This window comes from Leisingera sp. M658 (genome assembly GCF_025144145.1).
Classification (GTDB): Bacteria; Pseudomonadota; Alphaproteobacteria; order Rhodobacterales; family Rhodobacteraceae; genus Leisingera.
The window spans coordinates 4,113,822-4,136,366 of sequence record NZ_CP083546.1 but is presented as its reverse complement, the minus strand read 5'-3'; the positions used below and the strand labels follow the sequence as shown (position 1 = coordinate 4,136,366).

Below are 22,545 nucleotides of genomic sequence, written 5' to 3'. Positions count from 1 at the left end.
CCGGCTGTTGCTGCGTCTCTCAACCCGGCAGCGGCGGATTTCACGGACTGGTGACAGCAAGTTACCGCTTGGAAATTGGATCCAATATTACTAACGTGCCGGCAAAGGAGGATCCCATGACTGAAAAGATGAGCACTCACCAAGCTGAAGAAGATCAGCGCAACGAAGAAATCCTGATCTATCTGAATGGAAAAACTGTCCCCAAGGCTGAGGCCAAGGTGAGTGTTTATGACAGCGGCTTCATGCTGGGCGACGGCGTGTGGGAAGGGTTGCGGTTGTACAATGGAACCTGGGCCTTCTTTGACGAACATTTGGACCGGCTGTTTGAGGCTGCCAAGGCGATTGACCTGGACATCGGGTTGGACCGGGAGGGCGTGAAAACCGCTGTGTTAGAGACACAGAAAGCCAATGGAATGACCACTGATGCCCATGCCCGGCTGATGGTCACGCGCGGGGTAAAAACACGCCCTTTCCAGCACCCTTCGCTGTCGCAGCAGGGTCCGACGATTACCATTATCATGGAGCATTCCCGCCCCAATCTGCCGCGTCCGATAAAATTGGCCACAGTGCCGCATATCCGCGGGCTGCCGATGACGCAGGACCCCAAACTGAATTCCCACTCCAAGTTGAACTGTATCATCGCCTGTATCGCTGCCGAAAAGGCCGGCGCAGATGAGGCGCTGATGCTGGACGTGAATGGCTTTGTGAACACCACAAATGCCTGCAACTTTTTCATCGTGCGCAAGGGGGAGGTTTGGACTTCGACCGGGGATTATTGCATGAACGGCATTACCCGGCAGAAAGTGATCGATTTGTGCCGCGCCAACAGTATTCCAGTTCACGAGCGGAACTATTCGCTGGTGGATGCATACGGTGCCGACGAAGCCTTTCTGACTGGCACTTTCGGGGCGCAGACACCGGTGGGCAGCATCGACGGGCGGCAGATCGGCAGCGGTCAGATGGGACCCATGACCGAAAATCTTCGTGCCCTCTATAAGGATCTGATCGAAAAGGAGTGCGCATGATGCGGATTGCCATGTGGTCCGGGCCGCGGAACCTGTCGACGGCGTTGATGTACGCCTTTGGCAACCGGGGTGACTGCGCAGTGGTGGATGAACCGTTTTACGCTGCCTACCTGGCGATGACCGGCCTGAGCCACCCGATGCGAGCGGAAATTCTGGACAGCCAGCCGCGGGATCCGGACGAGGTAGCAAAGGCGCTTCTGGGAGATGTTCCAGGCGCCAAGCCGTACTACTATCAAAAACATATGACTCAGCATATGATCCCCGGCGTTCCGCGGCAGTGGATGCAAGAGGTCACTAATGTCTTTCTGATCCGTCATCCTGCCCGTGTGATCGCCTCATATGCGGTGAAACGGGAAAATCCCACACTGGAAGACATTGGATTCCGCCAGCAGGCGGAGTTGCTCGAACTGGTGCGCAGCTGGGGACATGCACCGGTTGTCGTGGACAGCCATGACATTCGGAATGATCCGGCAGGCAAACTGGAACAGTTGTGCGAGACGGTTGGCATGCCGTATTCCCCGAAGATGCTGACCTGGCCAAGGGGCGGACATAAGGACGACGGCGTGTGGGCGGCGCATTGGTACGGTGCGGTCTGGAATTCAACCGGATTTGCTGGCCCGGAAGGCCCGCTGCCGGAGGTGCCGGAAGACCTCCAGCCCGTGCTGCAGGCGGCGCTGCCTTTATATGAGCAAATGAAGGCAGCGAAAATCTGAGGGGAGAAGGGGCGTTGCCCCCTCGCGCCTGCGGCGCTCACCCCTAGGATGTTTTCAGCAAGAAGAAGAGGCTCAGCCGATCAGCTTGCCCAGCTTCATGGCAACACCCATGTCGCCGGAGATCTTGATTTTGCCCATCATTACGGCCGTCATCGGGTTGAGCTTGCCGGTGAGCAGCTTTTTCAGGTTCTCTCTGGAAAGCTGCAGCGTGCAGTCGGTGTCACAGTCATCGGTGCAGGCAGCGCCATTGGCGAGCACGATTACGCCGTCCTTCCCGCAGTCGAATTTCAGCGTGCCTTCAAAACTCTTTCCAGCCAGACCTGTGCGGATGTCCTCGGCGATGTCCTGAAGTGACATATGTTCCTCCCTTGCTTGCGGTGAGGGTTAGGCACGCAAGGGATGCCGGGCAATAGTGACCAAAGGGGAGGGCGCCGGGTTACGTTTCGGCAAGGGCTGCCTTGGTCAGCGGACAGGGCTGGCCGCCATAGAAGGTATCAAGCACCTGCCGGAATTCCGCCGGCGCACCGGGTACAGCAGCAAACAACGTCATCGAGGAGCGTAGTTTCTTAGCGTCGGTACTGCCGAGGATTTGCGCGGGATCGGTACCCTTATGCTGCAGCATCAGTTGGCTGGTGTCCACCAGGCGGCTGCGCAGTTTTTCGTGGTTCAGATAGGCAATCGCCTCGGTCAGGTCTTCGATCCCATAAAGCTGTGCCATGTGGGATTGGCCCAGTTCGGCCAATTGGGGAAAGACGAACCACATCCAGTGGCTCGTCTTTTTTCCTGCAGAGAGTTCAGTCAGGACAGCCGCCCAAACGGTGTCCTGAGCTTCGACGAACATTTCCAGTTCTTCCGCGAAATCGTCCTCGAAACCTCCGTCTATGCCGCCGTAATCACTCACTTTTTGAGCCGGCGCTCGCGTGCGGCCAGCAGTTTGAGGCGCAGGGCATTCAGTTGAATGAAACCTGCAGCATCGGTCTGGTCATAGGCGCCGGCGTCTTCCTCAAAAGTCACATGCGCTTCGGAGTAGAGTGAGTGATCCGACCAGCGGCCCACGCAGGCTGCGGAGCCTTTGTAAAGCTTCAGGCGCACGGTTCCGGTGACATGTTCCTGGCTCTTGTCGATAGCAGCCTGCAGCATTTCGCGCTCTGGCGAATACCAGAAACCATTGTAGATCAGCTCTGCATACTTCGGCATCAATTCATCTTTGAGATGCATTGCCCCGCGGTCCATGGTGATCGATTCAATGCCGCGGTGGGCTTCCAGCAGCAGGGTGCCGCCCGGGGTTTCATAAATGCCGCGGGATTTCATGCCGACAAAACGGCCTTCGACCAGATCAAGACGGCCGCAGCCATGCTTGCCGCCCAATTCGTTCAGTTTGGTCAGCAGGTCCGCCGGGCTCAGCGTTTCACCATTAATGCTGACAGCATCGCCCTTTTCAAAACCGACCTCGATGAACTCAGGTTCATTCGGTGCGTCCTCGGGGTGAACGGTGCGCTGGTAGACATAATCAGGCGCCATGACCGCCGGGTCTTCCAGAACTTTGCCCTCGGAGGACGTGTGCAGCAGGTTTGCGTCAACTGAGAAGGGAGCTTCGCCGCGTTTGTCCTTGGCCACCGGGATCTGGTTTGCTTCGGCAAATTCCAGCAGTCGGGTACGCGAGGTCAGATCCCATTCACGCCAGGGCGCGATCACCTTGATGTCCGGGTTCAATGCATAGGCTGCCAGCTCAAAGCGGACCTGATCGTTGCCCTTGCCGGTGGCGCCATGGGCGACCGCGTCGGCGCCGGTGGATTCGGCGATCTCGACCAGACGTTTGGAGATCAGCGGGCGGGCGATGGAGGTGCCCAGCAAATAGAGCCCCTCGTAAACCGCATTGGCGCGGAACATCGGGAAGACGAAGTCGCGGACAAATTCCTCACGTACATCCTCGATGAAGATGTTTTCCGGCTTGATGCCCAGCATTTCCGCTTTTTTGCGGGCGGGCTCCAGCTCCTCACCCTGACCGAGGTCGGCGGTGAAGGTGACAACTTCGCAGCCGTATTCGGTCTGCAGCCATTTCAGGATGATCGAGGTGTCGAGGCCGCCGGAATAGGCGAGCACAACTTTCTTAGGCGCGGACATGGAATTCCCTCTCAGGTCAGAACGCCTGCGGCGTAGCTGGTTTTACCGGGAAGAGCAAGGTTATCCGGGGTTTCGTGCCGCGTCTGCTGCAACTATGGTCCGCGCCAGATGCGGTTTTCAAATTGGAGCAGATTTTGATGAAACCTTGGGCGCTGTTCAGCCATTCAGTGGGAATGCTGGCACGGAATTTTGGTGATATGCTGCGGGTGTTTTTGGTTCCCATGCTGCTGATTGCGGCACTATTTGCGACTTTTTTCAAAATGACGGGTTTGTGGGGCATCCTGCAATGGGGGGTAGTGACACCGCTGCCGGAAAACTCAGGTTTAAGCGGCCCGCTGTTCCTGGTCGCAATGTTTTCGATCTTGATCGGGATGTGGAGTGTGGTTTCCTGGCACCGCTTTGTTCTGCTTGAGGAAATGCCGCAGGGCTGGCTGCCGGGTTTGGAGGGCGGTCGCGTGATGGCCTACTTTGGACGGTCTGTGCAGATTGCGCTGGTTCTTTTGTGCATGATGATTCCTGTGCTGCTGATGGTTCTTCTCGTAACAACACTGCTTAGCGGGGCAGGGTCGGCAGTTCTGCAATTGATCAACCTGCCGATTGCAATTTTCATCACTTATCTGGTTCTCAGGCTTTCAGTGATCCTGCCGGCGGCAGCGTTGGGAGCGGACATGGGGCTGCGCGAAGCTTGGAACTCCACTGGAAACGCTTTGGGTGATCTGCTGGGATTGGCTGCCATATTGGTTGCAGCACAATATGCAGCCCAATTCGTTGCCGAAGCGCTGGCGGCATCCCCATCGCTAGCTATTGGTGTCTCAATCCTTGTATCAGCTGCCTTGGCCCTGTTGAATATCAGCCTGCTGACCACCCTTTACGGCCACTACGTCGAAGGCCGCCCGATCTAACTTCCGGTATTCTTATGTATGCTTTGCACCCGCCCCTTGCCTTGGGGGCGGGCTTGCGCCACTGAATGTTCCATGAGCGATTTCAAGTCCCAGGCCCGCGCCGCTGAACAGGCGATGCGCGATGTGTTTCCCGCAACTCCTTTGCAGCGCAATGTGCATCTGTCCGAGCGTTTCGGCGCGGATATTTATCTCAAGCGCGAGGATCTGAGCCCGGTCCGCTCCTACAAGATCCGCGGGGCGCTGAACGCGATGCGCAAGCAGCCGGATCAGGAGCTGTATGTTTGTGCCTCGGCCGGCAACCATGCTCAGGGCGTTGCTTTTATGTGCCGTCATCTAGGCAAGCGCGGCGTAATCTTCATGCCGGTCACAACGCCGCAGCAGAAAATCCAAAAAACCCGGATGTTCGGCGGCGACAATATCGAAATCCATCTGGTTGGCGACTATTTCGACATTTGCCTGGCTGCTGCGCAGGAGTGGTGCGCCAAGGAGGGCGGGCATTTCCTGTCGCCCTTTGATGATGCCGATGTGATTGAAGGCCAGGCCTCCATCGCCGTGGAGATCGAGGCGCAGCTGGGTAAGACACCGGATCACGTGCTGCTGCCGGTTGGCGGCGGCGGCATGTCGGCGGGTGTTTCCTCCTGGTTTGGTGACGGGGTGCATAGCCTGTTTGTTGAGCCTGAAGGCGGTGCTTGTTTGCGGGCGGCGCTTGCTGCAGGCAAGCCGGTTGCGTTGGATCATGTCGACACTTTTGTCGATGGCGCTGCGGTGGGGCGGATCGGCGCGCTGCCCTTTGATATTCTAAAAGATGTGCCGCTGCCGGATGTCCTGGCCATCTCCGAGGACCGGATCTGCGCCACCATTATCGAGATGCTGAACGTGGAAGGCATCGTGCTGGAGCCGGCCGGCGCGCTGTCGGTTGAGGCGCTGCAGGATGTGCGCTCCTGGATCCGCGGCAAGACGGTGGTTTGCGTCACATCCGGCGGCAACTTTGATTTTGAACGTCTGCCAGAGGTCAAAGAACGGGCGCAGCGCTATTCCGGAGTTAAGAAGTACTTCATCTTGCGCCTGCCACAGCGGCCTGGAGCGCTGAAGGAGTTTCTTGGCATCTTAGGCCCGGAGGACGACATCGCCCGCTTTGAATACATGAAAAAGTCCGCCCGCAATTTCGGCTCGGTGCTGATCGGGATCGAAACCAAGCGGCCGGAGAATTTCGAGCAACTGTTTGCACGGCTTGATGCGGCAGGGATGACCTTTACGGACATCACCCAGGACGAGACTTTGGTGCAATTTGTGATCTGACACCGGAAGCGGAGTCAGAATTTTTCGGACATCCCGGTCAGGAAAGCAGATCTGGACGCTTGGAAATTGGTGATAATGGCAGCGACATCGACATCTTTTGATTCACCTTGTGCCGACTTCCGCTCGCCGTCCAGGCACAGCCCCGAAAATTCATCAAACCCGAGGTTGAGCGCGCTGCCTTTCAGGAAATGCAGGTCCTGCTCCAGCTGACTGCAATCACCGCCTTGCAGCCTGCCGATAACTTCCTCGACTTCTTCGAGAAAAATTTCAACAACTTCCTCGAAATCCTCGGCGCCAACTTCTTCGCGCAGCTCGGTCACTCGCGGCCAGTCAATCATGTCATATGTCCCTAAGATCAGTCGCCATGCGCAATTTCTTAAGTTGATTGCAGTAAAAATATAGTGAAATAAAGAGGGAAGCTCAAATTTTAGGTTTCACCGCCTGTTAAATTTCTGGACCGATAGTATCACAAGATCGTCTGATTTTGCCATTTGTGAGGTGCCTTCGGTGCTGCCAGAAAGTTCGATGGACAACGAGGACCACACAGTGGCCGGATCAATACGCCGTGTGCTGGTTGTTGACGACAGCCGCCTGCAAAGACGCATTCTAGTTGCTTCTCTCAAAAAATGGGGATTTGAGGTCGTCGAGGCTGAGAGCGGCGAGGCCGCGATGGAAATTTGCCAGACAGAAACTCCTGACCTGATCCTCAGCGACTGGATGATGCCGGGCATGAACGGGCTGGAGTTTTGCCGCGCGTTCCGTACCCGCTCCAGCGAGGAATATGCTTATTTCATCCTGCTGACCTCAAAGAGCGAAAAGAACGAGGTTGCAGAAGGGCTTGACGCAGGCGCCGACGATTTCCTGACCAAGCCGGTCAGCTCGGATGAACTGCGGGCGCGGATTTCTGCGGGTGAGCGTATCCTGAGAATGCAGCGGGAACTGTCCGAGAAGAACCGTATCGTGTCCGAAACTCTGGGGGAGTTGCAGCGGGTTTATGATGCGATCGACAAGGACCTGATCCAAGCCCGCAAGATTCAAGAATCTCTGGTGCCGGAACTTTCCAAGGATTTCGGATCCTCCACTGTCAGTCTGCTGCTGAAACCCTGCGGCCATATCGGCGGCGATCTGGTGGGAATGTTCTCTCCTGGCGTGAACCGAATCGGCTTTTACTCTATTGACGTGTCCGGTCACGGCATCACTTCGGCGATGATGACAGCGCGTCTCGGCGGTTATCTGTCCTCGAATTACTTCGATCAGAATGTCGGGATGGAAAAACGCTTCAACCGGTTCTACGCTCTGCGCCAGCCGGAGGAAGTCGCCAGCCTGCTGAATGCACGGCTGATCGCTGATACCGGGATCGAAGAATACTTCACCATGGCCTATTGCATCGCCGATTTGCGCAGCGGTGTTGTTAAGATGGTGCAAGCAGGCCACCCGCATCCGCTGTTGCTGCGCAAGAACGGTGAACTGGAGTTCATTGGCAAGGGTGGTGTGCCGGTGGGGCTGGTTCCCGATATCGGCTACAGCCAGGAAGAATTTGTCATGGAACGTGGCGACCGCCTGCTGCTGTTCTCTGACGGCTTTACAGAGGCGCGGCTGGAAGATGGCTCCATGCTGGAGCCGGAGGGTCTGCTGGAGCTGGTTGAAAAATGCGGGTCAGAGCAAAGCAGTAAGGAATTTCTGGACGATCTTTACTGGCATCTGACGCAAGTTATGAGCAAGGAACACGGGCTTGAGGATGACGTCTCGGCCACATTGTTCGAGTATCAGGGTCCGTAAACCAATCAGATTAGGTGGCTGATGTTGTCCTGGCTTCGGCTGGGATGTTGTATTTTCGGTGGTTGGCGTCTCAGACCCTTACAACCGGGCTGCCAGCCGGGCTGCAAAATGCCGGTCGCCAGCATTGCCCAGCCGGAGGGCGGCTTCCTGCGGGGTGACCCACAGCGCTTTATGCCCTTCTTCTGCAGGCGGGCCGATCCGGCGCAACGGGCGGGCGATGTAGATATGGCAAATTTTTTCGGCCCAAAGATCATACTCCGGCATATAGGCAAAGCGCCGGAACACACCCATCTTGTGCGGCGCGGCAATCTTCCAGCCGGTTTCCTCATAGACCTCTCTGTGCAGTGCGGGAATGGGTGACTCGCCTGGATCGATACCGCCTCCTGGCAGCTGCAGGTCTGGATGAGGAGCATACTGGCAGGTAATCAGCAGCTTGCCGCCCCGCGGCAGCAGAGCATAGGCGCCCGGGCGCATCCGGTAACGCTGGCCGTTTTCCGGTGTCTTACCAAATCGCCTGATCACGGGCCGGCCCCTTCACTCCAGTATCAATTCTCCTATATAGCCCCGGTATGCCAATCCCCGGCGCGTAAGGAAACCCCATGACACTTGGTTCGAAAATCGCGTGGGACGACACCGTCCTGCCCTTCCAGCTTGATGCATCGGACATGCGCGGCCGCGTTGCGCGGCTGGACGGCGTGCTGGATGGCATCCTGAAACAGCATGATTACCCGCCGGTGGTTGAGGCGCTGGTCGCTGAAATGGCGCTGTTGACGGCACTGATCGGGCAGACGATTTCCCTGCGCTGGAAGCTGTCGTTGCAGGTGCAGTCAAAGGGCGCTGTGCGGATGATCGCGACCGACTATTACGCACCGCAAAAAGAAGGCGAAATCGGCCGGATCCGTGCCTATGCAAGCTTCGACCGGGACCGGATTACCGATAGCAACCCCTTTGATCAGGTTGGCGAAGGGTACTTTGCTATCATGATCGACCAAGGCCAGGGTACCAAGCCGTACCAGGGCATCACACCATTGTCCGGCGGATCGCTGCGCGCCTGTGCCGAGGCTTATTTTGCGCAATCCGAACAGCTGCCGACCATGTTCAAGATGAGCTTTGGAAAATCATCCGAGCCTGGAGTTGACGAGCATTGGCGCGCGGGGGGCATCATGCTGCAGAGCATGCCCAAAGCGTCCCCCTTTGCTGCGCAAAGCGAAGGGTCAGGTGAAGTTTTACAGGCCAGCGATCTGGTGTCCGGTGATCAGGAGGAAAACTGGAATCGGGCCACTATCCTGTTGAATACCGTGGAGGCATTGGAGCTGATCGGACCGTCTGTGTCCCCGGCTGATCTGTTGATCCGATTGTTTCACGAGGAACAACCGCGGGTCTTTGATGTCCAGGCGGTCCGTTTCGGCTGCACCTGCTCCGAAGACCGAGTACGCCAAAGCCTGTCGATCTATTCGGCCAAGGACATTGGCACCATGACAAACGAAGATGGCCGGGTTACGGCGGATTGCCAGTTCTGCAGCGCGCATTACGATTTGGACCCGGCAAGCGTGGGGTTTGAAGCGGAAACCCCGTCCGGTGAGTGAGGCCGCGCAGAACCTCGCCAACAGAATTTCCGCCGCCCTGAAACACCAGGGCGGCGGCTCTTCCGACTTTGATCTCAACCCCGGGACCGAGCTGCCAGAAGGGCGCAAGCTGCGGCCGGCCGGGGTGCTGGTGCCCATTTCTGTCGCCGGAAATACGCCGCGGCTTATTTTGACCAAACGCTCATCGGCGCTGAAGCATCATCCGGGCCAGATCGCTTTTCCCGGCGGCAAGGTGGATGCCGGCGACACGGATGCCTGCGCCGCGGCACTGCGCGAAGCCTGGGAGGAAATCGGGCTGCCGCAGGAGCTGCCGAAGATTATCGGCTGCCTGCCGGAGCATGAGACGGTGACCGGATTTTCGGTGACGCCGGTTGTGGCACTGATCCAGGAGGAATTCACCGTGCGTCCAGAAGCGGGGGAGGTGGCCGAGGTATTTTCCGTCCCGCTGGCCCATGTGCTGGATCCAAAAAAATACATCATTGAATCCCGCCGCTGGCGCGGCACCCGCCGCCGCTACTATACCGTTCCCTACGGCTCCTATTACATATGGGGGGCCACAGCGCGGATGCTGCGCGGTTTTGCGGCACGGATGGAGATGTAATGCGGATTGACCAACCCTGGTTGAAGGATCCTGCAACCCAGGCTGTTTGCAAGGCGGTCAATGCAGATGGTGCGCAGGTATTGTTTGTCGGCGGCTGCGTACGCAATGCGCTGCTGGGGGAGGCGGTCTCCGACATGGATATCGCCACCGATGCACTGCCGGACCAGGTGGTGGCGCTGGCGGGTCGAGCCGGGATCAAGGTGGTTCCCACCGGTATTGATCATGGTACCGTGACGCTGATCAAGAACGGCATCCCGCATGAAATAACAACATTCCGCAGGGATGTTGCGACTGATGGCCGCCGGGCAATTGTCGCATTTTCAACAGATATCACTGAGGACGCCCGCCGCCGCGATTTCACAATGAACGCGATTTATGCACGTCCGGATGGCGAGATTGTCGACCCTTTGGACGGCATGGCAGATTTGCAGAGGCGCCGTATCCGGTTCATCGGCACAGCAGAGAATCGCATACGCGAAGACTACTTGCGGTCCTTGCGCTATTTTCGCTTTCACGCTTGGTACGGCGATCACGCGCTGGGCTTTGACCCGGATGCGCTGGCAGCGATTGCAGCTTGTCTGGAGGGGCTGGCCACGCTCTCCAAGGAACGTGTCGGGTCTGAGATGCTGAAACTGCTGGCGGCACCTGATCCTGCGCCCTCGGCTGCGGCTATGCGGCAGGCTGGTGTTCTGGCACAGATTTTGCCTGGCGCCGATGACCGCGCCCTAGCGCCGCTGATTCACCTTGAGGCCGGGCGAGCTGCATCCAGCATCCGGCGGCTTGCCGCGCTCGGGGGGGAGGGCCTTCAGGAGGCCTTGCGGCTCAGCAAAGCGCAGACATCTCATCTGCAGGCGGTCCGCGAAGCTGCGGCCGGCATGGCCGGGGCAGGGGAGTTGGGCTACCGATTGGGTGCGGAACAGGCGTTGGATGCGCTGCTGTTGCGGTCTGCATTGCTGGAACAGCCGGTTTTGCCCGATTTGGAAAGCGATATCGCGCTGGGCGCAAAGGCTGTTTTTCCGGTGAAAGCCCGGGATCTGCTGCCGGACTGCAAAGGCCCGGAACTGGGAGCGAAGCTGCGGAAGCTGGAGGCGGACTGGATTGCTTCAGGCTTCTTGCTCAGCCGGGAACAGCTGCTGGACTCCTTCCACTGACATAGGGTGTCAGCAGCGTCAGAACCTTTAGGGGTGACAAGAAAAAATATCTTGCGTACGCATAGGGCAGCCACCACATGACGGAGGAATGCTGATGTATTCTGGGATCTGGTTTCCTTAACGCCTGAGACCTTGCCCCGTTTGACATGGGAGCCATAGGCGGCCCGCTGTCTTCATCTGTATTCCAAATCAATGCTCGAACACTTGGAGCACCCGCATGTTTCGCTTCTTTGAAAACCTCATTGACCCATATTGCGCCCACCCTGAGACCAACACGCCGCCAACGCGGCTGTGGCCGTTCCTGCGCGACTATTCAACGCCGTTTAAAACAGTCTTTATCCTGACCGCGCTGATGTCGGTCATTGTTGCCGCGATCGAGGTCGGGCTGATCTACTACATGGGCAGGATTGTCGACCTGATGTCCGGCAGGCCCGAGCAGGTCTGGGAGGCGCATGGAACCGAGCTGATCCTGGTTGCATTGTTCATCCTGTTGCTGCGGCCATTGATCCAGCTGCTGGATGTGGTGTTGCTGAACAATGCGATCCTGCCGAACTTTGGCACGTTGATCCGCTGGCGGGCGCATAAACATGTGCTGCGCCAATCGGTGGGCTGGTTCGAGAACGACTTTGCAGGCCGGATTGCCAACCGGATCATGCAAACCCCGCCGGCCGCGGGGGAGGTGATATTTCAAGTCTTTGACGCAATCACTTTTTCGCTGGCCTATCTGGCAGGCGCTGCGGTGCTGCTTTGGGTAGCAGACGTTAGGCTGATGCTGCCGTTGGGGATCTGGTTTGCGCTTTACGCTTTGTTGGTGATGTGGACGGTCAAGCGGGTCGGCCCGGCCAGCCAGGCGTCATCTGATGCGCGCTCTACCGTGACGGGGCGGGTAGTTGACAGTTACTCCAATATTCACTCGGTCAAGATGTTCGCGCATCACGACAACGAACTGACCTATGCCCGTGAGGCGATCGAGAACACCCGCAAAACCTTCCAGGCAGAGATGCGTATCTTCACCGTTATGGATGCCGCACTGGTTACGCTGAACGGGCTGCTGATTGTTGGCGTGGTCGGTTGGGCAATTATGCTGTGGTCGCAAGGGACTGCCTCGGTGGGTCTGGTGGCGGCGGCCACGGCGCTGACCCTGCGGCTCAACGCGATGACCGGCTGGATCATGTGGGCACTGACCTCGTTCTTCCGTCAGCTGGGTGTTGTGGCTGAGGGGATGGAGACCATAGCCCACCCAATCGATCTGGTGGATGCGGCCAATGCGGATCCGTTGCAGCTGACCAAGGGTGAGATCGAACTGCGAAGCCTGTCGCACCATTACGGGCGCGAGGCCGGCGGGCTCGACAAGATCAGCCTGACAATCCAGCCGGGCGAGAAGATCGGCCTGATTGGTCGCTCTGGTGCCGGCAAGTCGACACTGGTGAAGCTGCTTTTGCGGTTTTATGATGCCGAAAGCGGCCAGATCCTGATCGACAGTCAGGACATCCGCGCGGTGACGCAGGCCTCGTTGCGAAGCCGCATCGGTATGGTCCAGCAGGACAGCGCGCTGATGCACCGTTCGGTGCGGGACAATCTGCTTTACGGCCGTCCGGACGCCACCGAAGAACAGATGATAGCCGCCGCCAAACAGGCGCAGGCGCATGAGTTCATCCTGGATTTGGAAGACCCTCAGGGCCGCAAGGGGTATAACGCCCATGTGGGTGAGCGCGGGGTGAAATTGTCGGGCGGCCAGCGCCAGCGCGTGACACTGGCCCGGGTGATCCTGAAGGACGCGCCGATCCTGATTCTGGACGAGGCCACCTCGGCGCTGGATTCCGAAGTCGAGGCGGCGATTCAGGAAACGCTTTACGGCATGATGCAAGGCAAGACGGTGATCGCCATCGCACATAGGCTGTCCACCATCGCGCAGATGGACCGTATCCTTGTGATGGATCAGGGCCGTATTGTTGAAGAAGGCTCGCATGAGACGCTTTTGCAGGCACAGGGACTTTATGCACAGCTCTGGGCGCGCCAGTCCGGAGGCTTCTTGAACATCGAGGCAGCAGAATGAAGATTGGCAATCTGATCGACGCCTTTCGCCCGGCCGATGGCCCGCCGCCGCAGCGGCTGGGGGCTTTTCTGCACTGGTGCTTGACCGGGGCCTGGCCAATGTTGCTGCTGGCGGCGGCATTCTCGGCGCTGGCCGGCGCGATGGAGGCTGGCACGGCCTATATTCTGGGAATTGTGATCGACACCGCAATAACCAGCGGACCTGAGCAGTTCTTCTCGGCCGGCAATGTGGCGGTGATCGCACTGGCATTGGGATTTTTCCTGTTTGTGCGGCCGGTGCTGTTCGGATTGTCTGCAGCCTCTAATGCAATAATTGTCCAGCCCAACGTGAACCCGCTGGTGCTGTCGCGGCTGAACCGCTGGACGCTGGGACAGTCGGTGCGGTTCTTCGACGATGATTTTGCCGGCCGGATCGCTCAGAAACAGATGCAAACGGCGGCGGCTGTCACCTCGGTCACTACCGAGATGATCAGTGTTGTTGCGTTTGCTCTGGCATCTCTTGCGGGGTCATTGGCCTTGTTAGGCTCTATTGATTGGCGCATTACTGGCGTGTTTCTGGTCTGGCTGGTTGGCTACTTCGGGCTGATCCATTGGTTCCTGCCGCGTATCCGCAAGCGCTCTGGCACACGGGCAGGGGCGCGGGCGATGGTAACCGGGCAAGTGGTGGATTCCATTACTAACATCAAGACGGTCAAATTGTTTGCACATGCTGATCACGAAGAACGCACTGCCCAGGATGCTATGGTCAGCTACCGTGAAAAGTCGCTGCAATTCGGCTATCTCTCGGCCAGCTTCCGGTTCTGCTTGATGTGCCTGGCCGGCATCCTGCCGGTGCTGCTGATCGGCGCGACGCTGTTTTTATGGCAGGCGGGCAGCGCAACCGAAGGCGATATCGTGGCCGCTGGCGCAGTCTCGATCCGGATTGCGCAGATGACAGGCTGGGTCAGCTTCACGCTGATGGCGATCTATTCCAACATTGGTGAGATCGAAAACGGAATGAAGACCCTCTCGGCACGCGAAAGAGTTGAGGATACATCCGGTGCTGAACCGCTGGTTGTCAGCAAAGGCGGCATCGAGTTTGATCAGGTGGAATTCGCCTATGGCCGCGACGTGGGCGGGGTGCAGGGCATCAGCCTGAACATCAAACCAGGTGAGAAGCTGGGGATTGTCGGTGCTTCCGGGGCAGGCAAGTCAACGCTCGTTTCACTTCTTCTCCGGCTCTATGATGGAGAAAACGGGCGTATTCTGATCGACGGACAGGATATTTCCGGTGTAACCCAGAATTCGCTGCGCAGCCAGATCGGCATGGTTACCCAGGAAACCGCCATGTTCAACCGCTCGGCCAGGGACAATATCTTGTATGGACGGCCGGATGCGCCGGAGGAAGAATTGATCGCCGCTGCGAAGAAAGCTGAGGCGCATGAATTCATCACCGAGCTGGAAGATGGGCAGGGCAACAATGGCTATGACGCTTTTCTGGGTGAGCGCGGTGTGAAGCTTTCAGGCGGTCAGCGGCAGCGGATTGCTCTGGCCCGGGCTATCCTGAAGGACGCGCCCATTTTGGTTTTGGACGAGGCAACCTCGGCGCTGGATTCCGAGGTTGAGGCCGCCATTCAGGCCGCCTTGCACCGGGTAATGGAGGGCAAGACGGTATTGGCGATCGCCCACCGGTTGTCGACACTTAGCGAGATGGACCGGATTATCGTGATGGATAAAGGACGGATCGCTGAAAGCGGCAGCCATGAAGAGCTGCTGGCCAAGGCGGGGCTCTATGCTGCTTTCTGGGCGCGCCAGTCCGGTGGGTTTATCTGCACGGATGAGAACAAGGCGGCGGCTGAATAAAAATTCCGGCGCATTTTGCTTTTGCTGACCGGCTTGCCGCTGTAATGAGCGGCCATGACTGACGCAGCCAGAACTACAGCAACGATCAGCCGGCTAGGCCATCAAGGCGATGGCGTGGCCGATGGACCCTTGTTTGCCCCGCGCACACTGCCGGGAGAAACCGTTTCAGGTTTCGCAGAGAACAGCCGTCTGACCAGTATCCGGATCGAGACCCCGTCCGAGCACCGGGTGCAGCCACCCTGCCGCCACTACAAATCCTGCGGCGGTTGCCAGCTGCAGCACGCAAGTGACGGATTTGTGGCTGAGTGGAAAACGGACGTCGTGCGTACCGCGTTGACGGCACAAGAGCTGGAGACTGAGTTTCGCCCGATCCACACTTCGCCGCCCGGCTCCCGCCGCCGTGCGACGCTGGCAGTACGGCGTACCAAAAAGGGTGCGTTGGCCGGATTTCATGGTCAGGCGTCGGATGTGATCACTGAAATTCCCGACTGCCAGCTGGTGGAACCTGCGTTAAAGGCCGCGATTCCCGTTGCAGAGGCGCTGGCGATGGCCGGGGCAAGCCGGAAGACACCGTTGGCGGTGACGGTTACCACCTCAGACGCTGGGTTGGACATACTGGTCAGGAACGGCAAGCCGCTGGACGGGCCATTGCGGATCAAACTGGCGCAGCTGGCAGACCAGAACCGGATTGCCCGGTTGACGTGGGACGATGAACCGGTTGCGATGGAGCAGCCGCCGGTGCAACCCTTTGGCGCGGCGCGCGTTTGCCCGCCGCCGGGGGCTTTCCTGCAAGCCACCCGGGATGGTGAGGCGGCGTTGCTGGCGGCGGTTCAGGAAATAACAAGCGGAGCCAAGCGGATCGTCGATTTGTTTGCAGGCTGCGGTACCTTCACCCTGCCTTTGGCCCAGACCGCCGAAGTGCATGCGGTGGAGGGTGAACATTCAATGCTGGAAGCGTTGGATGCAGGCTGGCGCAGGGCGGCAGGGCTGAAGAAAGTCACCACCGAGGTCCGCGACCTGTTCCGCAATCCGTTGCTGCCCGAGGATTTGAACCCGTTTGGTGCAGCTTTTGAAGCTGCTGTGATTGATCCGCCGCGCGCAGGCGCTGAGACGCAGACTGCCCAGCTGGCCAAAGCCCGAACACCTGTGATTGCCTATGTCTCCTGCAATCCGGTGAGCTTTGCCCGCGATGCCAAAGTGCTGGTTACGGCGGGTTACAGCCTTGACTGGGTGCAGGTTGTTGATCAGTTCCGCTGGTCCGCCCATACCGAGCTGGTTGCGCGATTTACTGTGAAAGACTGAGATGACTGATACCCAAGCGTCCACCCCGATCCGCCGCCTGGCAGCTATTCTGGACAGTGACCGGTTCGGCCGGTTTATTACCGCTGTCATCCTGGTCAATGCAGTCACCCTGGGGCTGGAGACCGCCCCATCTGTCATGGCTAAGATTGGCGGTCTGATTCACCTGATCGACAACATTTGCTTGTCCATTTTCGTGGTGGAGATACTGGCCAAAATCTTTGTGCGCAGGTTGCGGTTTTTCCTGAGCGGCTGGAATGTGTTCGATTTCGTGATCGTCGGCATTGCGCTGGCGCCGGGGACACAGGGGCTGTCAGTGCTGCGAGCGCTGCGTATTTTGCGGGTGCTGCGGGTTATTTCCGTTGCACCGCGCTTGCGCCGGGTGGTCGAGGGGTTCATCACCGCGCTGCCGGGGATGGGATCGGTTTTCCTGCTGATGGCGATTATTTTCTACATCGGGTCCGTGATCGCGACCAAGCTGTTCGGCCAGGACTTCCCGGAATGGTTCGGCGATCTGGGCCGCAGCGCCTATTCGCTGTTCCAGATCATGACGCTGGAAAGCTGGTCGATGGGGATCGTGCGGCCGGTGATGGAAGTGCATCCGCACGCCTGGGCGTTCTTTGTGCCGTTCATCATGGTGACGACCTTTGCCGTGGTGAACCTTCTTGTCGGTCTGATCGTGAACTCCATGCAGGATGCCCATGGCGAAGAAGAGGTGGAACGCACCGATGCCTATAGGGACGAAGTGCTGAGCCGCCTGGAGGCAATAGAACAGAGACTAAGCAGTCAATCGGCCCCGGACAGGAAATTGTGAATTTCCTTAACAGGCAATTCGCGGTAAAGGCTGAATAGAGGCAAAAAAAGAAATACAGGCATTGAGAATGGACAGACGGGCATTTGGTTTCGGTGCGGCCGCGAGCCTTGCGCTGGCTGGTTGCAGCACCTCCGGCAGCGCAGTGAGCCGGTTTCACTCATATGACGGACCGCAAGTGACTTCGATCGTGATCAACAAGGGTGCGCGTAAGCTTTACCTGATGCACAACGAAGATATCCTGCGCGAGTATGAAGTCGACCTGGGGTTCGCACCATTGGGGCACAAGGCGTTTGAGGGTGACGGAAAGACACCTGAGGGCACATATGTGATTGACCGGCGCAATCCCAACAGCCGCTATCATCTGTCGGTCGGAATCTCTTATCCAAACGGGCAGGACCGGGCAAATGCGCATGCTCAAGGCAAGCGTCCGGGCGGTGAGATTTTTATCCACGGAGAGCCGAACAACGGCAAGGAGCGCAAACGCGCAGCCCGGGTTAACGACTGGACCGCCGGTTGTATCGCGGTGTCAAATGAAGAAATCGAAGAAATCTATGCCATGGTGCAGGACGGCACGGCCATCGCTTTGCGGCCCTGAATATCTGCCAGGACCGCCGCGTCTGCAGATGCGGCGGCACCGTGCATCAGTACAGCGTGGCGGCTCAGCTGCCCATAACCATCGTCCACCAGATTTTGCCGTTCGGCTCCTGGAACCAGGAGAACCCCATATTCACGGCTTTTGGATCGAGAATCACTGCGCGTGTGGCCGGGCGTTCCAGCCACGCAGACAGGGTTTGCTGCTCATTCTCGTAGGTTTCGGAGATGTTCTCCCCCAGAAGCGAGCCGGTGTAACCTGCACGCGACACCCGGTCCAGCGGCGAGGAGCCGTCGGATCCGAAATGCCAGGGCCGGTTTTGCACTGACATATCCCGGGAATGGGTCGCAGCGGCCGCAGTCAGCTCGGCATTCAGCTGGACAGCTTGCGCACCAGCCGCCTGACGCAGCGCATTGACTGAATCAAGCATCCGGATCTGCACTTTGTCTGCATTTCTAATACGGTAGGTGCTGCCGGATTCTGTTGCGGGCGTACATGCTGCCGCAACAGTTACAAAGGCAGCAGCCATCAGCAGAAAAACACGTTTCATATTGCTCTCTCGCTCCGTCGGTTGCTGATGCACTTATCCTTCCTGTTGCAGAGGTGCAAATGGACCGGCAGAAATATGCAGACTTGCCGGTCGGATTGATTTGCGACTGCGGCTTTCCGGTCATAAAATGGCGCAGCCATTGATCCTGATTGCGCAAGTTGGAAAGAGTGATGCCCCAAAACCCCTTTGATACCTTCAGCAGGCGGCATTTTCTTGCCGGCAGCGCTGCTTTGATCTCGTCGCCATCTTTTGCGCAAGAAACCGGCGACGAGGCGCAGCAGGCCTTTGATCCGTTGCGCCCGCCGCCAGAGCCGGAACCGGCTGTCCAGCGCAACATCTCTGCATTCCGGGCCAAATCCTGGAGACCATATTTTGATAACCTGCGGAACGGGGCGATTCTGGTCGATATCGACAGCCGGGCTCTGCACTATTGGTCCCAGGATGAAAGCGTTTACAAACTTTTCCCGTCTTCTGTGCCGCTGTCCGACGATCTGACCCGCCGCGGCCGGACCAAGATTGTTCGCAAAGTTGACGGCCCAGGCTGGGCTCCAACCCCGAATATGCGCAAGCGCAACCCGGAATGGCCTGCGTTCATTCCGCCGGGGCCGGATAACCCGCTTGGCACCCATGCGCTGTATCTTAGCTGGAAGTATTACCGCATCCATGGAACCCACGATACGCGGAAAATCGGCCGCAAATCGTCCAACGGCTGCATCGGGCTTTACAATGAACATATCGCCGATTTGTTCAGTCTGACCAAAGTCGGCACCCAGGTGTTGCTTATTTGACGACACCTGGCGGGGCGCTAAGCTGTTAACTATAACAAGCAATTGCATTCCCGCGGTTTTGCTGGTTAGAAAAAAATACGAGATAAGTCTTGGGTGCGTGGTTCAGTTGTATGATCCGTGCGAATTCTGGAGGTTAACATGAAAAAACTCGTTATCGCTGCTGCGCTGACTGCTGCTGCTTCGACTGCCACTGCTGGCAACCTGTCCGAGCCGGTTGTAGAACCGCCGGTCATCGTGGAAGAAGCTCAGGGTTCTTCCAGCGGCATTCTGCTGCCGCTGCTGCTGCTGGTTTTGGTCGGCGCAGCTGTTGCATCGAACTAAGTTCGGTACACGGTTACGGAAAGGGCGGTGGTTTTCCACCGCCTTTTTTGTTGCCTGATCTGCGGGTCAGGAGGGGCTGTCAGGCCGCCTCCACTTCGCGCAGGATACTATCCAAGACATAGAGGATCATGTCTGCGTCTTCTGCATCTATTGTCAGCGGCGGGCGGATCTTCAGAATGTTGTCCTTGGGGCCTTCGCTGCCGATCAGGATCCGGTGATCACGCATCCTGTTTTTGACGTAGGAACAGATTCCGGTGGCCTCAGAGCCATCCGGATTGATCAGTTCCAACCCCAGAAACAACCCCATACCGCGGACATCTCCGACGCAGGCGTATTTTTGCTCCAATCCCTGCAGCCCTTCGATCAGCCGGGCGCCTATCACCCGGGCATTGTCCTGCAGGCCCTCATCGTCAATGATATCCAGCACCTCTTTGCCGGTCCGGCAAGACAGGGTAGACCCGCCAAAGGTCGAGAAAAACTCGATCCCGTTGTCAAAGCTTTTGGCAATCGCCTTGGTCGTGACAAGCACGCCCAGCGGGTGGCCGTTGCCAACCGGCTTGCCCATCACCACGATGTCGGGAACTGCGCCCTGGTGTTCGAAGCCGAAGTAGTATTCGCCTAGACGGCCCAGCCCGGTTTGCACTTCGTCGGCGATACAGACACCTCCTGCCGCGCGGATCTTTTCGTAAACTGCAGGCAGATATCCCTTCGGCGGGATAATCTGGCCACCGACCGAGGGGAATGTTTCAGCGATGAAGCCAGCGATGCCGTGGCCCTTGCCTTGCAGGTTCTTGATTGCCGGATCGACCAGATCCGCGAACTTTTGCGCGCGCTTTGGATCACCGCGGCGGAATGAACCGCGGTAGTCGTCTGCAACTTCCACCAACTCCACCCAGTCTGCCTGGCCTGCTCCGCCGGGCTTGTTGAACTTGTAAGCGGAGATGTCGATCGCGCCTGTGGTATTGCCATGATAGCCGTGATCGGGCGTCACCATGCCTTTGGCGCCGGTATGAGCGCGGGCGAGGCGCAGGGCCAGCTCATTGGCCTCGGTGCCCGAGTTTACGAAAAAGCAGACTTCAAAAGGACCTGGCAGCTTGGACAGCACCTTGTCTGCAAAGGCGGTTTGTGCCGGATGCAGATAGCGGGTGTTCGAATTCATCCGCTTCAACTGATCCGCTGCCACGGCCTGGATGCGCGGATGGGCGTGGCCCACATGCGGCACGTTGTTGTAAGCGTCCAGATAGGGCCGCCCCCATTCGTCAAACAAGTGGTGCTTCCAGCCGCGCACCAGCATCACCGGGTCATTGTAGGTGAGGCTGAGGTTGCCGCCAAAATGGGTGCGGCGACCGGCCAGAACCTCACCTTTGTCGGTTGGGTGATAACGGACCTTTTCATCCGGCAGGTTGAGCAGGGCCGCGGGGTTGGGGCAGATTGCGCGCCACAGGTACATCTCATCCGGGTCGCCTGCGCCGGGCCAGACGGCCTCAATCCCTTCGGTGGTCAGGGCCAGCTGGAAATGCACATGCGGTGCCCAGCCGCCGTTCTGGCGGGGGTCACCCAGGCGGCAGAATTCCTCGCCCTTTTCCACCATATCACCCGGTTTCAGACGGCTCAGGAATTCCGGGTCCAAGTGGCCGTAAAGGGTAAAGAACGGATCGCCCATAGGCGTTTCATGACGCAGGATGATCACCCCTCCGTAGTCCAGATGCCCGTCCCGGTACTCTGCCGCAAAGACTTCACCATGCATGGGGGCAAATACCGGCGTGCCAGCGCCAGCAAAGGCATCCACCGCCAAATGCACAGTGCGGCGGTCGCTGGCTTTCCAAGGGCCTTTGCGGAAAGCCGGTTCCGCATAGATCAGCCGCGGTTCGTGATAGTAACCGAGCCAGATGCGGCCCTGGTTCTCGTATTCCTCGCCCACGCGGGCGGCTTCTTCCAGCGGCATGTGAAATGGGTTCTGCGGCCAGGTGGAGTGTTCCACCGACAGTGATCCCATCGGCGCATCTGCCAGGTCCTGGCCCATCAGCGGGGCGAATTTGCCGCGATTCTGTGCTAGCCAATCCATCACCCGCTCTGCACCATCAACAACCGGCAACCCGCAGGCCGCGCGCAGCCGGGCAGTCAGCAGCCCGCCGTGCAGTGTGTTTCCCTCCAGGAATCGCCAGGCCGGAGCCTGCGAGATCGTCACATAGGGATCATCCGGATTGTCCGCTGCCATCATGGTGGAATTGACAACACTCACCGCCAGCCGTGCGCGCAGCAGCGGCCAGGCCATGTCTACCTCGGCAGGCGTCAGCGGATAAGCCTCGTGATACCCCGCAATCAGTGCGGCCATTGCTGCCTCCGGCGCCGGGTGGTCCAACATGATGTAAGCCGCAGCAATTGCCAGGTCGCAGATCCGCGGTGCGGCGCACATGTCGCCTAGGTCGATGAGGCCTGACACCCTGCGGGTTTCACCCAGTTCTCCCGCCACCATGATGTTGTAGTCATTGGCGTCATTGTGGACGGCCTGCTTGGGAAGTTTCGCTAAAACAGGCTCTAACTTCGCGAAATCTGCAAAAATTCCTTCAAGGATCGCACGGCGTGCTGGATCGGTGATGCACAACAGCTGATCCTTGATCCAGCCCGCGCGCATCAGGTCCCATTTGAAATCACGTTCCAGCCCATCGTGCCGGAAATCGGCCAGCGCCTTGGCCGAGCCGCCAAGAACCTGACCAATCTCATGGATCAGCGCATCGCTTTTGGGTTCTGCCTTGGCATAGCACCGCCCGGGCAGTTGGTTCAGCAGCCAGACCAGCCGGTTTTGCCCTTTTTCATCCGGGAGTGTCAGCAGCGATCGGCCATCCGCAGCGGCGATCACCCGCGGGCAGGGCAGATCCGGTTGGCGCGCGGCGATATGCTCAAACGCCTTTACCTGCATGTCGACCAGCCAGGATTCGCAGCCGGGGCGCATCGCCTTAAGAATATAGCCCTGGTCATCGGCACCTTTGGCCAGAAAGTTCAGGTCATATTCTCCATCCAGGCGGCTCAATTCCGCCTCGATGCCCCAATGCTGTTTCAGGGCTGCTGCCCAATGCGCAAGCGTCATCCAAAACTCTCCCCGG

Annotated in this window: 22 protein-coding genes; 15 read left to right on the top strand and 7 right to left on the bottom strand. The window is 58.4% G+C overall.

Annotation, left to right across the window (positions count from 1 at the left end):
• The first annotated feature begins 116 nt into the window (after positions 1-116).
• Positions 117-1,025 (top strand): D-amino acid aminotransferase, encoded by a 909-nt coding sequence (locus K3724_RS20155; protein ID WP_259988605.1) that lies wholly within the window; start codon positions 117-119, stop codon positions 1,023-1,025.
• Positions 1,025-1,738, top strand: a complete 714-nt coding sequence (locus K3724_RS20150; RefSeq protein ID WP_259992704.1) for an HAD family hydrolase — start codon at positions 1,025-1,027, stop codon at positions 1,736-1,738. Before K3724_RS20155 ends, K3724_RS20150 begins: the two co-directional genes overlap by 1 nt.
• 72 nt (positions 1,739-1,810) lie before the next feature.
• Here K3724_RS20150 and K3724_RS20145 read toward each other — a convergent pair whose 3' ends face one another.
• The 3 genes from K3724_RS20145 to K3724_RS20135 all read right to left on the bottom strand — a co-directional run bounded on the left by K3724_RS20145 (position 1,811) and on the right by K3724_RS20135 (position 3,862).
• Positions 1,811-2,095, bottom strand: a complete 285-nt coding sequence (locus tag K3724_RS20145; protein ID WP_259988604.1) for an SCP2 sterol-binding domain-containing protein — start codon at positions 2,093-2,095, stop codon at positions 1,811-1,813.
• Between the two features lie 79 nt (positions 2,096-2,174).
• The gene (locus tag K3724_RS20140; protein WP_259988602.1) at positions 2,175-2,639 is read right to left on the bottom strand and encodes a DUF1810 domain-containing protein; all 465 of its coding nucleotides are present in this window, start codon (positions 2,637-2,639) and stop codon (positions 2,175-2,177) included.
• Positions 2,636-3,862: an argininosuccinate synthase gene (locus K3724_RS20135; protein WP_259988600.1), complete on the bottom strand. Its 1,227-nt coding sequence runs from the start codon at positions 3,860-3,862 to the stop codon at positions 2,636-2,638. Before K3724_RS20135 ends, K3724_RS20140 begins: the two co-directional genes overlap by 4 nt.
• Before the next feature lie 74 nt (positions 3,863-3,936).
• On the opposite strand from K3724_RS20135, the gene K3724_RS20130 reads away from it, so the two are divergent.
• Both K3724_RS20130 and ilvA read left to right on the top strand, forming a co-directional pair.
• The gene (locus K3724_RS20130; RefSeq protein ID WP_259988598.1) at positions 3,937-4,764 is read left to right on the top strand and encodes a hypothetical protein; all 828 of its coding nucleotides are present in this window, start codon (positions 3,937-3,939) and stop codon (positions 4,762-4,764) included.
• A gap of 72 nt (positions 4,765-4,836) precedes the next feature.
• Positions 4,837-6,063: a threonine ammonia-lyase IlvA gene (gene ilvA / locus K3724_RS20125; RefSeq protein ID WP_259988596.1), complete on the top strand. Its 1,227-nt coding sequence runs from the start codon at positions 4,837-4,839 to the stop codon at positions 6,061-6,063.
• Between the two features lie 14 nt (positions 6,064-6,077).
• On the opposite strand, the gene K3724_RS20120 is transcribed toward ilvA, so the two are convergent.
• Positions 6,078-6,401: an Hpt domain-containing protein gene (locus tag K3724_RS20120; RefSeq protein WP_259988594.1), complete on the bottom strand. Its 324-nt coding sequence runs from the start codon at positions 6,399-6,401 to the stop codon at positions 6,078-6,080.
• Positions 6,402-6,588: 187 nt separating this feature from the next.
• Between K3724_RS20120 and K3724_RS20115 the strand changes: the two genes are divergently transcribed.
• Positions 6,589-7,842 (top strand): PP2C family protein-serine/threonine phosphatase, encoded by a 1,254-nt coding sequence (locus K3724_RS20115; RefSeq protein ID WP_259988592.1) that lies wholly within the window; start codon positions 6,589-6,591, stop codon positions 7,840-7,842.
• 78 nt (positions 7,843-7,920) lie between these two features.
• On the opposite strand, the gene K3724_RS20110 is transcribed toward K3724_RS20115, so the two are convergent.
• Positions 7,921-8,364, bottom strand: coding sequence for an NUDIX hydrolase (locus K3724_RS20110; RefSeq protein ID WP_259988590.1), 444 nt, complete (start codon positions 8,362-8,364; stop codon positions 7,921-7,923).
• Positions 8,365-8,441: 77 nt separating this feature from the next.
• On the opposite strand from K3724_RS20110, the gene K3724_RS20105 reads away from it, so the two are divergent.
• From K3724_RS20105 to K3724_RS20070, 8 genes are all read left to right on the top strand, one after another.
• Entirely contained in the window at positions 8,442-9,428 is a 987-nt protein-coding gene (locus K3724_RS20105; protein WP_259988588.1) for an Hsp33 family molecular chaperone HslO, read from the top strand.
• Complete coding sequence (locus K3724_RS20100; protein ID WP_259988586.1) at positions 9,421-10,029, top strand: CoA pyrophosphatase; 609 nt, start codon at positions 9,421-9,423, stop codon at positions 10,027-10,029. Before K3724_RS20105 ends, K3724_RS20100 begins: the two co-directional genes overlap by 8 nt.
• Positions 10,029-11,180, top strand: coding sequence for a CCA tRNA nucleotidyltransferase (locus K3724_RS20095; RefSeq protein ID WP_259988584.1), 1,152 nt, complete (start codon positions 10,029-10,031; stop codon positions 11,178-11,180). Before K3724_RS20100 ends, K3724_RS20095 begins: the two co-directional genes overlap by 1 nt.
• 217 nt (positions 11,181-11,397) lie before the next feature.
• Positions 11,398-13,236, top strand: a complete 1,839-nt coding sequence (locus K3724_RS20090; RefSeq protein ID WP_259988582.1) for an ABC transporter ATP-binding protein — start codon at positions 11,398-11,400, stop codon at positions 13,234-13,236.
• Positions 13,233-15,077 (top strand): ABC transporter ATP-binding protein, encoded by a 1,845-nt coding sequence (locus K3724_RS20085; protein ID WP_259988580.1) that lies wholly within the window; start codon positions 13,233-13,235, stop codon positions 15,075-15,077. Before K3724_RS20090 ends, K3724_RS20085 begins: the two co-directional genes overlap by 4 nt.
• Positions 15,078-15,131: 54 nt before the next feature.
• A complete protein-coding gene (locus K3724_RS20080) occupies positions 15,132-16,379 on the top strand; it encodes a class I SAM-dependent RNA methyltransferase (protein ID WP_259988578.1) in 1,248 nt (415 codons plus the stop codon).
• 1 nt (position 16,380) lies between these two features.
• Entirely contained in the window at positions 16,381-17,190 is an 810-nt protein-coding gene (locus tag K3724_RS20075; protein ID WP_259988577.1) for an ion transporter, read from the top strand.
• 67 nt (positions 17,191-17,257) lie between these two features.
• Positions 17,258-17,785 carry a murein L,D-transpeptidase family protein gene (locus tag K3724_RS20070; protein WP_259988575.1) on the top strand — a complete coding sequence of 176 codons (528 nt, stop codon included), beginning with the start codon at positions 17,258-17,260 and terminating at the stop codon, positions 17,783-17,785.
• Between the two features lie 64 nt (positions 17,786-17,849).
• Here the strand turns inward: K3724_RS20070 and K3724_RS20065 are convergent, their stop codons facing one another.
• Positions 17,850-18,332, bottom strand: coding sequence for a CAP domain-containing protein (locus tag K3724_RS20065; protein ID WP_259988573.1), 483 nt, complete (start codon positions 18,330-18,332; stop codon positions 17,850-17,852).
• A 170-nt stretch (positions 18,333-18,502) separates the two neighbouring features.
• Between K3724_RS20065 and K3724_RS20060 the strand changes: the two genes are divergently transcribed.
• Both K3724_RS20060 and K3724_RS20055 read left to right on the top strand, forming a co-directional pair.
• Positions 18,503-19,120, top strand: coding sequence for a L,D-transpeptidase (locus K3724_RS20060; protein ID WP_259988572.1), 618 nt, complete (start codon positions 18,503-18,505; stop codon positions 19,118-19,120).
• Between the two features lie 138 nt (positions 19,121-19,258).
• On the top strand, positions 19,259-19,441 hold the full coding sequence (locus K3724_RS20055) for a hypothetical protein (RefSeq protein WP_024092111.1): 183 nt from the start codon (positions 19,259-19,261) through the stop codon (positions 19,439-19,441).
• A gap of 79 nt (positions 19,442-19,520) precedes the next feature.
• On the opposite strand, the gene K3724_RS20050 is transcribed toward K3724_RS20055, so the two are convergent.
• Positions 19,521-22,529, bottom strand: a complete 3,009-nt coding sequence (locus K3724_RS20050) for an aminotransferase class III-fold pyridoxal phosphate-dependent enzyme (RefSeq protein WP_259988570.1) — start codon at positions 22,527-22,529, stop codon at positions 19,521-19,523.
• Between the last annotated feature and the right edge of the window lie 16 nt (positions 22,530-22,545).

Coding starts and splice junctions, on each gene's coding strand:
- K3724_RS20070 (WP_259988575.1), top strand. CDS start 17,258: ATGGACAGACGGGCATTTGGTTTCGGTGCGGCCGCGAGCCTTGCGCTG.
- K3724_RS20105 (WP_259988588.1), top strand. CDS start 8,442: ATGACACTTGGTTCGAAAATCGCGTGGGACGACACCGTCCTGCCCTTC.
- K3724_RS20060 (WP_259988572.1), top strand. CDS start 18,503: ATGCCCCAAAACCCCTTTGATACCTTCAGCAGGCGGCATTTTCTTGCC.
- K3724_RS20145 (WP_259988604.1), bottom strand. CDS start 2,095: ATGTCACTTCAGGACATCGCCGAGGACATCCGCACAGGTCTGGCTGGA.
- K3724_RS20155 (WP_259988605.1), top strand. CDS start 117: ATGACTGAAAAGATGAGCACTCACCAAGCTGAAGAAGATCAGCGCAAC.
- K3724_RS20080 (WP_259988578.1), top strand. CDS start 15,132: ATGACTGACGCAGCCAGAACTACAGCAACGATCAGCCGGCTAGGCCAT.
- K3724_RS20085 (WP_259988580.1), top strand. CDS start 13,233: ATGAAGATTGGCAATCTGATCGACGCCTTTCGCCCGGCCGATGGCCCG.
- K3724_RS20120 (WP_259988594.1), bottom strand. CDS start 6,401: ATGATTGACTGGCCGCGAGTGACCGAGCTGCGCGAAGAAGTTGGCGCC.
- K3724_RS20090 (WP_259988582.1), top strand. CDS start 11,398: ATGTTTCGCTTCTTTGAAAACCTCATTGACCCATATTGCGCCCACCCT.
- K3724_RS20075 (WP_259988577.1), top strand. CDS start 16,381: ATGACTGATACCCAAGCGTCCACCCCGATCCGCCGCCTGGCAGCTATT.
- K3724_RS20135 (WP_259988600.1), bottom strand. CDS start 3,862: ATGTCCGCGCCTAAGAAAGTTGTGCTCGCCTATTCCGGCGGCCTCGAC.
- K3724_RS20150 (WP_259992704.1), top strand. CDS start 1,025: ATGCGGATTGCCATGTGGTCCGGGCCGCGGAACCTGTCGACGGCGTTG.
- K3724_RS20095 (WP_259988584.1), top strand. CDS start 10,029: ATGCGGATTGACCAACCCTGGTTGAAGGATCCTGCAACCCAGGCTGTT.
- ilvA (WP_259988596.1), top strand. CDS start 4,837: ATGAGCGATTTCAAGTCCCAGGCCCGCGCCGCTGAACAGGCGATGCGC.
- K3724_RS20050 (WP_259988570.1), bottom strand. CDS start 22,529: ATGACGCTTGCGCATTGGGCAGCAGCCCTGAAACAGCATTGGGGCATC.
- K3724_RS20115 (WP_259988592.1), top strand. CDS start 6,589: ATGGACAACGAGGACCACACAGTGGCCGGATCAATACGCCGTGTGCTG.
- K3724_RS20065 (WP_259988573.1), bottom strand. CDS start 18,332: ATGAAACGTGTTTTTCTGCTGATGGCTGCTGCCTTTGTAACTGTTGCG.
- K3724_RS20055 (WP_024092111.1), top strand. CDS start 19,259: ATGAAAAAACTCGTTATCGCTGCTGCGCTGACTGCTGCTGCTTCGACT.